This window comes from Atlantibacter subterraneus (assembly GCF_007570865.1).
In the GTDB taxonomy this organism is placed as follows: Bacteria; Pseudomonadota; Gammaproteobacteria; order Enterobacterales; family Enterobacteriaceae; genus Atlantibacter; species Atlantibacter subterraneus.
Window position 1 is genome coordinate 23,729 of the sequence record NZ_VLPS01000006.1, and the last position, 12,149, is coordinate 35,877.

Below are 12,149 nucleotides of genomic sequence, written 5' to 3' on the forward strand. Positions count from 1 at the left end.
CGGGAGAAAGCGTATATGCGCCTCCCGGTTCCTTCCTTTATGGACATATTCTTATAAATTGTGGATTAAACAATTATAAGTATTTATGTGATCTGTGGCACATTGATTAAACGTTTAATCATTTAGCATCAAATCAGTTAATTGAGTGGTATAACTACGATGCCATTTAAAAATGGTTTTCATCCATAAAATAGGTTGGAAATCCTATGAAAAAGGAAATGATAAACTTCTTTCAGAAGTTATCGCGTGCTTTTATTACCCCAATAGCACTTTTGTCGTTTGCTTCTTTATTATTAGGTGTCGCATCTCTCTTTCTGTGGCATGAAAAAATCAGAGAAATGCTTCCTTTTCTAAACTCATTTATATTTCAATACATAGCAAACTTACTCAATACGGTAGGGGCTGTCATCATGGACAACCTGCCGTTTTTATTCGCGGTTTCGCTTGCTTTTACCCTGGCTAAAAGTGAGAAAGAATATGCAGCGTTAGGTGCGATATGCGGCTATCTGGCGTTAAATATGGGCATGCATGCATTATTAATGTCTCGCCCTGAAGTCAGAAGCATGTTTCCTGCTAATGCCTTAGCCACCATATTAGGTATCGAAACTGTTAATACGGGGGTTGTTGGTGGCATAATTACAGGGATATTATCCGGTATCCTTCATAATAAAGTGTATCAGGTTAAATTTCCGGTTGCGCTGGCATTCTTTGGCGGCGTAAGGTTTGTTCCACTTGCCAACGTGATGTTTTTTGTTGTATTCGGCCAATGCTTCCCTTATGTATGGATATTGATGTCGAATGTCATTAATCATGCAGCCTTAGGTGTTTCCCACGCCGGGATATTTGCTCCATTCATTTATGGTTTTGGCGAGAGGTTGTTGCTGCCAACCGGGTTACATCAGATATGGAATACTGTCATTCGTGACACCATGGTTTCTGGTGTAGCTACTTTCCCTGACGGCCATACGATTGAAGGAGCCCGGGCTATATTTGCGGAATATCTGAAAACCAATATATTGCCAACGAATATGTCGCTGCCGGACATTGTGAAATTTTTGCGGGGTGGTCAAATTCCGATCACAATGTTCACGCTACCCATGATGGCGTTGGCAATGTACCAGACAGCGAAACCTGAGCAACGGGTTAAGATCAAACCGCTGTTATTAACCGGGGCTTTTACCTCTATTATTGCTGGCGTAACCGAACCTCTTGAGTTCACATTTCTTTTCGTCTCCCCGGTCTGGTATTTGATTTATTCGTTGCTAAATGGTTTGAGTTGGATGCTCTGCTATATGTTCCACAGTCAACTGGGAGGAACAGAGGCTAATATTATTGGCCTGGTACTATACGGTTTCTTACGTCCTGAATCAAAGTTCTGGATCAACATTGTAATTGGTTTAGGCATGTCGATAGTAGGCTACGGGCTATTTAAATTCTGGATCATCCATTTTAATTTAAAAACACCGGGGCGCGGGAGCGATTATGAACAAACGATTGATATATTGGGGATTCAACAGCAAACGGACCAAATAGCTGGCGATCCGCTAAAGCTTAAGGCATCCGCAATTATCAAAGGGTTAGGAGGGGACAGTAATATTGAGCAAGTTGATTGTTGCTATAGTCGGTTAAGAGTGACGATTAAAGATATCTCTCTTATCGATGAGAAAATCATTCAGGCTACAGGTTCTTTAGGTTTTGTTCCGGTCGATCAAAATAACGTGCAGATTGTTTATGGCACAACCGTAGATACAATTCGCAACGCCGTACGTAAATTATTAGCACAAGGATAAATTATGAAAGTTTATTTAGTTAAAGACTATGATGCCATGTCATGGCGGGCCTATGAAATTATCGCTGATGTTATTAATAACAATCCTCATCCTGTCATTTCCATGACAACCGGTGCATCACCGACAGGGTTGTTCAGGCATTTAACCAACGCAGTAAATGAAAAAACGATTGATATCTCCGAAGCGGTTTTTTTGAACGTTGATGAATATGTCGGTGGGCAGAATGATGTTTATACTGTTCATACATTCATGTTTAAACATTTTTATGACCAGCTTAAATATCCTCCTAAGTATTTTGATATGTTTAATGCAGGCAACCACAATAAGCAATATGAAATTCTGCGTTATAAGCATATTATGAACACTTACCCGCGAGATTTACAATTGTTAGGTTTGGGGGTGAATGGTCATATAGGGGCTTGTGAGCCAGGCACGCCTTTTAATGCATCGGCCTTTTGTGCCCAGCATAAAGAATCTACTATTGAAAGCACAATGAATCTCTATGGTATTACACGTGAACAAGCCCCAACCGAAATGTTTACGTTAGGGTTTAAAGAAATTATGGACGCTAAAATCCCTCTGTTAATTGCCAGTGGGAAAAGTAAGGCGCAGGCGGTGAAGCGAGTTCTGGAAGATCCAATAAATGAAGACTGCCCGGCCTCCTGTTTACGAAATCATCCTTCATTTACGTTTGTTATTGATCATGATGCTGCATCTTTACTGAGTAAGGAAACTCTCGCATGCATAACACGTTGATCGCCACCTGGCGCATGGCCCAGGATGGCATAATAAAAGCCATGGATATTGATAGTCTCGAAGACGCCGTTACGCATGTAGTCATCAATGTTGAAGATAATCCTCTCTTTCACTCAGTAGGATATGGTGGATTGCCAAACAGTAAAGGCGAGGTTGAACTGGACGCCGCTTTTATGGATGGAGATACATTAAACTATGGTGCGGTGGCTGCCGTTCAGCATATTAAAAATCCCATTCTTGTTGCAAAAACATTAAGCCGGTATCAACGAAATAATGTATTAACAGGGCATGGCGCCTTTGAGTTCGCGGTACAAAATGGGTTTGAAGCACGTGATAATCGATACCCTCTTTCACAACTGAAGTGGCGTAATACCCTACAGGACTTGCCAGCCAGTGAACAATTAGAAGCCTACGACGGCCATGACACAGTATGTGTTCTTGGCTGCTCACCGGCGGGAAAAGTGTGCGCGGGTGTGTCAACATCAGGTTTATTTCTTAAAAATTCCGGGCGTATTGGCGATTCGCCTGTCATCGGTTCGGGATGTTTCGCCGATAGCGCTATTGGGGCGGCAGCGGCAACAGGCGTTGGCGAAGACATCATGAAAGGGTGTCTTTCGTGGGAAGCGGTACGTTTAATGCAGGAATATTCTCCTCAGTATGCCTGTGAAAAAGTGGTGGCTGAACATACTGCTAAACTCATGTCCCGGAAAGGAGAGTGCGGAAGTATCTCCCTGATTGCTATAAATAATAAAGGTGAATGGGGAGCCGCTACCAATAAAGAAGAATTTTCTTTTGTTATTGGGCAACCATGGAAGCCTGTACAAGTTTGGCTTGCTCACTGTCGAAATAATACTGTTTCAGTTGAATTAGCTTCCGAGGAATGGCTAAGCAATTACCTGTTGAGGTTAAATCAGGGGTCAGGGAATTAAGCTGAATTTCTGAGTATAAGTGTGGGTCCCGGATGAGACAGGGTAATTACTTCTTGATGGTTATCAATTTTTTGAATTAATATATGCGCCGCGTTCCAGCCCATCTGAAAGGCGGAGTAATCAACACATGTGATTGACGGAGCACCATACTCAGCTTCGTCAATTTTTTCTAAAGCAACTAATGAAATATCTCTTTCTATATAATTATCTTTACCGACTGTTCTTCCCCGGTTATTTATTCCCGTTACGGTTCCTTTCGTCGCTAACTCATCATAGCAAAGAATCGCAGTGAGCCAGGGATGTGAGGAAATAAGCTTTTCAACGCCTTCTGCAGTGTTTTGAAGGTTGTCTCCTTCAGGAAGGATTAATGATTTGTCGTCTTTAATGTTATTTTTCCGTAAGGTTGAAAAATATCCCGCTAGTTTTTCAGCACGATCATATGACTTCATGTTGCCGCCTACAAAAGCAATGTGAATATGACCGTTATCAATAAGATATTGCGTCGCTAGCGCACTGACGCTTGCCGCATCGACACAGAAATGATTGTGATCGCTTAACTGGTTAGTGAAGGCAATGGTAGCAAAAGGAATAGTTTGATTTTGCAATCTTAACTCTATGCTTTTACTAATTTGAGTTGGACTGACGATAATAATACCATCAACATTATAATTTAACGCAATATTTAGCCTGTTATCCAGATCAAGCGCGGTTTCATAAATAAGAATGAAAGCAACCTTATTATCGCAATCAATTTTAGCATTTAGCCCTTGCAAGACTTCAAGGTTAAACCGCCGCTCCAAACCATGCATCATCACGGCGATAAGTCCTGTTTTGCCGCTTCTTAACGCTGCAGCATTATTATTTCTTACATAGCCTAGTTGGTCGATAGCATCATTGATACGCTGTGCTGTCCATGTTGATATCCTCCCTTTACCAGAAAGGGCCATTGATACAGCTGCAGGAGAAACATCAGCGAGTTTAGCAACATCTGAAATAGTGGGCTTTTTTTTTGTCATCATTGATTCAATTTTGAATTAGAAATTGTTGTTTCTGCTTTAAAGATGGTTGCGGGTAACAATTCTAATCCTAATTAGAACCTTATCAAGCCCTAAACAGGCTAAAGTCCTTCGCGAATGTAAATTTTTGCTGAGTCTGCGAAACTTTTAATACGCAAAAATCCCTTTTAAGACATAACCATGTTTTACGACTGGTTGATATGCCATGAGATTGCCTCAGAAAACATGAGCCGATTAACGTCATTGATTCTTAAAACAAGCGCTATTCATAGCTTTAATATATATGGCAAGTATCAGCTATTATCAGCCTGGCGTGTTGTAAAGGTTCCCGGTACATCAGTGATACTGAAATGCGCTGGTTTTTGATTAAAACATAAGCAAATAAAACTAGATCTGGATCACATTTCTGACGTATAACGATTCCTCACTCCTGAGATGAGGACGCTGTTATGTCCACGCTATCCGCTTCGTCACGTGCGCGCGGGGAATGGGTTTCTTCCATCCTGCAAACGGTGCTGAACCTTGGCTTGCTCAGCCTTGGCCTGATCCTGGTTATCTTTCTCGGTAAAGAGACCCTGCATCTGGCCGATGTGCTCTTCTCACCCATTCAGGCCAGCAAATACGAGCTGGTGGAAGGGCTGGTGGTTTATTTCCTCTACTTCGAATTCATCGCCCTGATCGTCAAGTACTTCCAGTCCGGCTACCACTTCCCGCTGCGCTATTTCATTTACATCGGCATCACGGCTATCGTGCGGTTGATCATCGTCGATCATAAAGCGCCGATGGACGTGCTGATCTATTCCGGGGCGATCCTGCTGCTGGTGATCACGCTGTGGCTGTGCAACTCGAAACGGCTGAAGCGCGAATAAAAATGGCGGCCCGAAGGCCGCCGAAGGGAGTCACAGATAAGGAAAGTCACAACGGCAATTGAGGATAATAACAGTGGCATATAACGATGAAACTTAGCCTTTCACGCCGCCCGCCGTCAGCCCGCTGACCAGCCAGCGCTGGGCCAGCAGGAACACCAGGGTGATCGGGATAGCGGAAAGTACCGCAGCCGCAGCAAAGTCGCCCCACAGGTAGTTTTGCGGGTTGAGGTATTGCTGCATGCCCACGGCCAGGGTGTAGCTGTTCACATCACGCAACAGCAACGACGCGACCGGCACTTCAGTAATCGCGGCGATAAACGACAGAATAAACACCACCGCCAGAATCGGCACCGACAGCGGCAACAGTACTAAGCGGAACGCCTGCCACGGCGTTGCGCCATCCAGCGCGGCGGCTTCTTCCAGCGAGCCGTCGATGGTTTCGAAATAGCCTTTAATGGTCCAGACGTGCAGCGCAATGCCGCCGAGGTAGGCGAAGATCACCCCGCCGTGGGTGTTCAGACCGATAAACGGAATGTACTGCCCGAGGCGATCGAACAACGCATACAGCGCCACCAGCGACAGCACCGCCGGGAACATCTGGAAAATCAGCATGCCTTTCAGCAAGGTAGCCTTGCCGGGAAAACGCATACGCGCAAAAGCGTAGGCGCAAGTGGTGGAAAGCGCCACTATGCCAACCGCGGTAATGCCCGCGATTTTCACCGAGTTCCACAGCCACAGCAGTACCGGGAACGGCGGCGGGGTGACGCTGCCGTTGGCATGCACCACGTTAAAGCCCAGCGCCAGCTTCCAGTGCTCCCAGGAGATTTGCTCCGGGATCAGGCTGCCGGTGGCGAAGTTGCCGGAACGCAGCGAGATCGCCACGACCATCAGCAGCGGGAACATAATCGCTGCGATAAACATCAGCAATAACAGGTGCGTGATAAACAAACGCAGCTTTTGAGATTTCGGTTGCACCATAGCCATGTGTCGTCTCCTTAATCAAACTTGATGCGCGTGGCTTTGAGGTTAACAATCGCGAGCGCGCCTACCAGCAGGAAGATCAGCGTGGCGATAGCGGCGGCGAGGCCGAAATCCTGACCGCCGCCGCCTTCAAAGGCGATGCGGTAGGTATAGCTCACCAGCAGGTCGGTATAGCCTGCCGGGGTCGTCGTGCCGAGACGGTCCGGACCGCCGTTGGTCAACAGCAGGATCAGCACGAAGTTATTAAAGTTGAATGCGAAGCTGGCAATCATCAGCGGCGTGAGCGGCTTGATCAGCAGCGGGAACGTGATTTTAAAGAAGTTCTGGAATGGCGTAGCGCCGTCCATCGCCGACGCTTCATAGAGATCGTCGGGAATCGCCTTCAGTAGCCCCATGCACAGGATCATCATGTACGGGTAACCCAGCCAGGTATTGACGATAATAATCATGGCGCGGGCGGTAGTGGGGTCAGTAAACCACGCAGGGCGGATGCCGAACACCGCGCTGAGCATCATGTTGATTTCACCAAAGCTCTGGTTAAACAACCCTTTGAAAATCAGGATCGAGATAAACGACGGCACCGCATACGGTAGAATCAGCAGTACCCGGTAAATCGCTTTGCCCTTTAATGCTTCCCACTGCACCACGCAGGCCAACACCATGCCGACCGCCACGGTCAGCACCACCGTCAGCACCGAGAACACCACCGTCCAGACGAAGATGGCGAAGAACGGTTTCTGAATACCTTCGTCAGTGAAGACGCGCATAAAGTTGTCCCAGCCGGTGGTCACCGTGTAGCCAGGGCTGAGTTTTTCGCTGCCCCAGCTGCCGTCGGCGTTAACCGCCTGATAGAAACCGACATCGGGATTCGGCGCATAGACCGCGCCGCTCTGGTTGTTGGTCAACTTGCCGTCATTCGCCAGGGTGTACAGCGGGCGGGTGCCCGAGAACTGGCGTAATGAGCTCATCACCAGCTGGCTTTCATCCGGCAGTTCGGCGGTGATCCGGGTCAGCGCCTGGCGATTCTGGGTAATGATGCGCAGCGTGGCGCGTTCACCGGTCGGCAGCGCGTCGGCTTCCTTCAGCTTCAGGGTTTGCTCGTCGCCAAAGGTAAAGGCGTCGGAGACGTAGTTTTTGCCGCTTTCGCCATCGGTAAGCGCGAGCCGCCATTTTTCGTTATCCGGATAAAGGCCGAAGCCGAACGTTTTACCCGCCTGATACTGGCGGTCCATCAGCACCTGCTGCGCGCGTTCAAAGGTCAGCTGGTTGGTGCTGCTGTAGTTGGTAAACGCGATGGCGATGGTGCAGATCAGCGGGAACAGAACGAACAGCCCCATGCCGGCGAGGCCAGGGTAGACGTAGCGCCATGCGTAAGCGCGACGGTTAGCGAAGATGTACAGGCCAACGGAGCTTAAGATCAGCGTCACAATGGCGAACAGATACTCCCCCTGGGCATACATCAATACCACAAGATAACCCACCAGCAGGCCGAGCAGGGCGACGGCTGACCACTTCAGCATATCGCTTTGCCACCAGGGTTTCTTTTTAACTACATCCATGGGGTTTCCTTTCACAGCGTATTAGATCGGCAACTCAACGCGGGCAGCCCAACGCTGCCCGCGATTGCTTATTACTTGGTGATACGGCCCTGCGCATCTTTCATCGCTTCGTCCACGGTCTGACGACCGCTCACGGCGTTGATCACCGCGGTGCGAACGGCATACCAGAAGGCGGACATTTGCGGGATGTTCGGCATGATTTCACCGGTCTCGGCGTTGGCCATAGTCGCGGCGATGCGCGGATCCTTCGCCAACTGATCCTGGTAGGATTTCAGCGCCACGGCACCCAGCGGTTTATCCTTGTTCACTTCCGCCAGACCTTCGTCGGTCAGCAGGTAGTTTTCCAGGAACTCTTTCGCCAGTTCTTTGTTCGGGCTGGCGGCGTTAATGCCCGCGCTCAGTACCCCAACGAACGGTTTCGACGGCTTGCCTTTGAAGGTCGGCAGCTGTGCGACGCCGTAGTTGATTTTGCTCTTATCGATGTTGGTCCACGCCCACGGACCGTTAATGGTCATGGCAGTTTCGCCTTTGTTAAAGGCGGCTTCGGCGATGGAGTAATCAGTATCGGCGTTCATCTGTTTGTTTTTGATCATATCGACCAGGAAGGTCAGGCCCGCTTTCGCGCCCGCGCTGTCCACGCCGACATCTTTCACATCGTATTTGCCGTTGGCGAATTTAAACGCGTATCCGCCGTCTGCTGCGATCAACGGCCAGGTGAAGTACGGCTCTTGCAGGTTGAACATCAGGGCGCTCTTACCTTTGGCCTTGAGTTCTTTATCCAGCGCCGGGATCTCTTCCCAGGTTTTCGGCGGGTTAGGGACTAAATCTTTGTTGTAGATAAGAGAAAGCGATTCAACCGCTACCGGGTAAGCAATCAGCTTGCCGTCATAACGCACCGCGTCCCAGGCGAATGGCACCAGTTTGTCCTGGAAGGCTTTGTCCGGCGTGATTTCAGCCAGTAGGCCAGACTGCGCGTAACCCCCGAAACGGTCATGCGCCCAGAAAATGATATCCGGGCCGTCACCGGTGGCCGCAACCTGCGGATATTTCTCTTCCAGCTTATCCGGATGCTCAACGGTCACTTTAATGCCGGTGTCTTTTTCGAACTTCTTACCCACTTCGGCAAGGCCGTTATAGCCTTTATCACCGTTGATCCAGATTACCAGTTTGCCTTCTTCTATCTTGGCGAGAGCAGAGGCGGAGAACATCATCGTTGTCAGTGCAGACAACGCGAGGATGCGTGCGCCAGTGTTGAGTTTCATATGTCCCATCCTTTTTGGTGATGTGCACGTGGATACACGTAGTGGCTTTACCCTGCTTAGTCTGCGCATCTGACAAGCGCTTCTCATCCTCCTTTACGCTACGCCCCTGGGCTCACTTGTGTGATCTGCGTTACATAAGCGCGGGTTATGTGGGCTGGCGCACACAAAAAAGCCCGCTTTTTTGACGCCACGATCACGATTTTCTCAGGCGAGCCGTGCCTGCGGTGGCAGACCTGCTCCTCTCATCCTCCCGTCTCCTCCCCCATTAAAAAGCGCGGGGGTGGAGGATTTACCCACGCAGCTAATGACGGATAGTCGGTCAATACAGACGTTCTGCGGTATTGCGACAAGTTGTTGAGGGAGAAGGGGATGGCAAGCGTTCAGCTGCGTAATGTAACGAAAGCCTGGGGTGATGTGGTGGTCTCAAAGGATATCAACCTTGATATCACCGAAGGTGAGTTTGTGGTGTTCGTCGGCCCCTCAGGCTGCGGTAAATCGACATTGCTGCGAATGATTGCCGGGCTGGAAACGGTTACCAGCGGTGATTTATTGATTGGCGATAAACGCGTTAACGACGTGCCGCCCGCCGAACGCGGCGTGGGCATGGTGTTTCAGTCCTATGCGCTTTATCCGCATCTGTCGGTGGCTGAGAACATGTCTTTCGGCCTGAAGCTGGCCGGGGCGAAGAAAGAGGTGATCAACCAGCGGGTGAATCAGGTCGCTGAAACACTGCAACTGGCGCATCTGTTGGATCGCCGTCCGAAGGCGTTGTCCGGCGGGCAGCGCCAGCGCGTGGCGATTGGCCGTACCCTGGTGGCGGAACCGCGCGTGTTTCTGCTGGATGAACCGCTCTCTAACCTGGATGCCGCACTGCGCGTGCAGATGCGTATCGAAATCTCCCGTCTGCATAAGCGCCTGAAGCGCACCATGATTTACGTCACCCACGACCAGGTTGAGGCCATGACCCTCGCCGACAAAATCGTGGTGCTGGACGCCGGGCGCGTCGCCCAGGTGGGTAAACCGCTCGAGTTGTATCACTACCCCGCCGATCGCTTCGTGGCCGGATTTATCGGCTCGCCGAAGATGAATTTCTTACCGGTGAAAGTCACTGCCACCGCCATCGATCAGGTGCAGGTAGAGCTGCCGAACCGCCAGCAAATCTGGCTGCCGGTGGACAGCGCGGGCGTGCAGGTAGGGACCAATATGTCGCTGGGCATTCGTCCGGAGCATCTGCTGCCGAGTGAAATCGCCGACGTCACCCTGGAAGGTGAGGTGCAGGTCATTGAGCAGCTCGGTCACGAAACGCAAATTCATATCCAAATTCCGGCCATTCGTCAGAACCTGGTCTACCGCCAGTCTGACGTGGTGTTGGTAGAAGAGGGTGCCACATTCGCCATCGGCTTGCCGCCAGAGCGTTGCCATTTGTTCCGAGAGGATGGTACGGCCTGTCGTCGTCTGCACCACGAGCCCGGCGTTTAAGCATTCCATAAAAAACGACACAAAACCCTTCGCGCTGCGTTGCAGCAACCTGAAAGGCGATGTGTACAAAGAAAAGCAATGATCTCAGGAGATAGAATAATGATTACTCTGCGCAAAGTTCCACTGGCGGTTGCCGTCATGGCAGGCATCCTGTCTGCCCAGGCGGGTGCCGTCGATTTTAAAGGCTACGCCCGTTCCGGTATCGGCTGGACAGGCAGCGGCGGCGAGCAGGAGTGTTTCCAGGCTACCGGCGCTCAAAGTAAATATCGTCTGGGTAACGAATGCGAAACCTACGCAGAACTCAAACTGGGTCAGGAAGTGTGGAAAGAGGGCGATAAGAGCTTCTACTTCGACACTAACGTGGCGTACTCCGTATCACAGCGTAATGACTGGGAATCCACCAGCCCGGCTTTCCGTGAAGCCAACGTTCAGGGTAAAAACCTGATCGACGCGCTGCCGGGTGCCACTATTTGGGCCGGTAAACGCTTCTACCAGCGTCATGACGTCCACATGATCGACTTCTACTACTGGGATATCTCCGGCCCGGGCGCAGGTCTGGAAAACATCGATCTCGGCTTTGGTAAGCTCTCTCTGGCTGCCACCCGTTCTTCAGAATCCGGCGGCTCCTCCGCATTCTCTGATTTCGATTCCGACGGCAACCGTATTTATGACAACGTCGTGCCGAACGATGTGTTCGATGTGCGTTTAGCCGGCATCGAAATCAACCCGGGCGGTACCCTGGAACTGGGCGTCGACTACGGTCACACCAACATTCCTGATGACTACTACCTGCAGCCTGGCGCATCGAAAGACGGTTGGTTGTTCACCGCTGAGCATACCCAGAGCATGCTGAAAGGCTTTAACAAGTTCGTCGTTCAGTACGGCCTGGATTCCATGACCTCTAACGGTAAAGGCATCCCGCAGGGCGCCAGCCTCAATAATGACGGCCACCTGCTGCGCTTTATCGACCACGGTGCTATCTCCCTGGGCGACCGTTGGGACCTGATGTACGTCGGTATGTATCAGGACATCGATCTGGACAACAACAACGGTACCCGCTGGTGGACCGTGGGCGTGCGTCCGATGTTCAAATGGACGCCGATCATGAGCACCCTGCTTGAAGTGGGCTATGACAACGTCAAGTCCCAGCGCACCGACTCCACCAACGACCAGGTTAAAGTGACCCTGGCGCAACAGTGGCAGGCTGGCGACAGCATCTGGTCCCGTCCGGCAATCCGCGTGTTCGCGACCTATGCCAAATGGGATGAGTCCTTCGGCTACGCTAACAACGATTCCGGCGCTGGCTACACCGCAGGTTACGCTTATCAGGATACCTCCGCGCGCACCTTCAGCCGTGGTGATAACGATGAGTGGACCTTCGGCGCTCAGATGGAAATCTGGTGGTAATACAGCAAGTTAATTCATAAAGCAAAGAGGGGCGTAAGCCCCTCTGTCTGACCATGCCTGTCCTGGGTGAGCGCGCTATTGCCTGGCTCCCGCTTACCCGC

Annotated in this window: 10 protein-coding genes; 6 read left to right on the forward strand and 4 right to left on the reverse strand. The window is 50.3% G+C overall.

Annotated elements, in window-relative coordinates; translation table 11 throughout:
- Window positions 1–206: 206 nt before the first annotated feature.
- Genes FND52_RS12060 through FND52_RS12070 form a run of 3 tightly spaced genes read left to right on the forward strand, consistent with a single transcriptional unit; the run spans window position 207 to window position 3,475 of the window.
- A complete protein-coding gene (locus FND52_RS12060; protein ID WP_144131046.1) occupies window positions 207–1,790 on the forward strand; it encodes a PTS transporter subunit EIIC in 1,584 nt (527 codons plus the stop codon).
- Window positions 1,791–1,793: 3 nt separating this feature from the next.
- Entirely contained in the window at window positions 1,794–2,546 is a 753-nt protein-coding gene (locus tag FND52_RS12065; protein WP_144131048.1) for a glucosamine-6-phosphate deaminase, read from the forward strand.
- Window positions 2,531–3,475 (forward strand): isoaspartyl peptidase/L-asparaginase, encoded by a 945-nt coding sequence (locus FND52_RS12070; protein WP_125294764.1) that lies wholly within the window; start codon window positions 2,531–2,533, stop codon window positions 3,473–3,475. The genes FND52_RS12065 and FND52_RS12070 overlap by 16 nt, the downstream gene beginning before the upstream one ends.
- On the opposite strand, the gene FND52_RS12075 is transcribed toward FND52_RS12070, so the two are convergent.
- Window positions 3,472–4,491: a substrate-binding domain-containing protein gene (locus FND52_RS12075; protein WP_167509353.1), complete on the reverse strand. Its 1,020-nt coding sequence runs from the start codon at window positions 4,489–4,491 to the stop codon at window positions 3,472–3,474. The two genes, FND52_RS12070 and FND52_RS12075, sit on opposite strands and share 4 nt — an antisense overlap.
- 449 nt (window positions 4,492–4,940) lie before the next feature.
- Between FND52_RS12075 and psiE the strand changes: the two genes are divergently transcribed.
- Window positions 4,941–5,360 carry a phosphate-starvation-inducible protein PsiE gene (gene psiE / locus FND52_RS12080; protein WP_125294762.1) on the forward strand — a complete coding sequence of 140 codons (420 nt, stop codon included), beginning with the start codon at window positions 4,941–4,943 and terminating at the stop codon, window positions 5,358–5,360.
- A gap of 93 nt (window positions 5,361–5,453) precedes the next feature.
- Here the strand turns inward: psiE and malG are convergent, their stop codons facing one another.
- The 3 genes from malG to malE all read right to left on the reverse strand — a co-directional run bounded on the left by malG (window position 5,454) and on the right by malE (window position 9,162).
- Window positions 5,454–6,344, reverse strand: a complete 891-nt coding sequence (gene malG / locus FND52_RS12085; RefSeq protein WP_125294761.1) for a maltose ABC transporter permease MalG — start codon at window positions 6,342–6,344, stop codon at window positions 5,454–5,456.
- Window positions 6,345–6,355: 11 nt separating this feature from the next.
- Complete coding sequence (gene malF / locus FND52_RS12090) at window positions 6,356–7,900, reverse strand: maltose ABC transporter permease MalF (RefSeq protein WP_144131053.1); 1,545 nt, start codon at window positions 7,898–7,900, stop codon at window positions 6,356–6,358.
- Between the two features lie 71 nt (window positions 7,901–7,971).
- Complete coding sequence (gene malE, locus FND52_RS12095) at window positions 7,972–9,162, reverse strand: maltose/maltodextrin ABC transporter substrate-binding protein MalE (protein WP_144131055.1); 1,191 nt, start codon at window positions 9,160–9,162, stop codon at window positions 7,972–7,974.
- A 369-nt stretch (window positions 9,163–9,531) separates the two neighbouring features.
- Here malE and malK point away from each other — a divergent pair, with 369 nt between their 5' ends.
- Both malK and FND52_RS12105 read left to right on the forward strand, forming a co-directional pair.
- A complete protein-coding gene (gene malK, locus FND52_RS12100; protein ID WP_125294758.1) occupies window positions 9,532–10,641 on the forward strand; it encodes a maltose/maltodextrin ABC transporter ATP-binding protein MalK in 1,110 nt (369 codons plus the stop codon).
- A 96-nt stretch (window positions 10,642–10,737) separates the two neighbouring features.
- A complete protein-coding gene (locus FND52_RS12105; RefSeq protein WP_144131291.1) occupies window positions 10,738–12,048 on the forward strand; it encodes a maltoporin in 1,311 nt (436 codons plus the stop codon).
- The last annotated feature ends 101 nt before the right edge of the window (window positions 12,049–12,149 follow it).

Bases quoted from the DNA above. Each gene is read 5' to 3' on its own strand.
- FND52_RS12065 (WP_144131048.1), top strand. From the start codon at position 1,794: ATGAAAGTTTATTTAGTTAAAGACTATGATGCCATGTCATGGCGGGCC.
- FND52_RS12060 (WP_144131046.1), top strand. From the start codon at position 207: ATGAAAAAGGAAATGATAAACTTCTTTCAGAAGTTATCGCGTGCTTTT.
- psiE (WP_125294762.1), top strand. From the start codon at position 4,941: ATGTCCACGCTATCCGCTTCGTCACGTGCGCGCGGGGAATGGGTTTCT.
- FND52_RS12070 (WP_125294764.1), top strand. From the start codon at position 2,531: ATGCATAACACGTTGATCGCCACCTGGCGCATGGCCCAGGATGGCATA.
- FND52_RS12075 (WP_167509353.1), bottom strand. From the start codon at position 4,491: ATGACAAAAAAAAAGCCCACTATTTCAGATGTTGCTAAACTCGCTGAT.
- malF (WP_144131053.1), bottom strand. From the start codon at position 7,900: ATGGATGTAGTTAAAAAGAAACCCTGGTGGCAAAGCGATATGCTGAAG.
- malK (WP_125294758.1), top strand. From the start codon at position 9,532: ATGGCAAGCGTTCAGCTGCGTAATGTAACGAAAGCCTGGGGTGATGTG.
- malE (WP_144131055.1), bottom strand. From the start codon at position 9,162: ATGAAACTCAACACTGGCGCACGCATCCTCGCGTTGTCTGCACTGACA.
- malG (WP_125294761.1), bottom strand. From the start codon at position 6,344: ATGGCTATGGTGCAACCGAAATCTCAAAAGCTGCGTTTGTTTATCACG.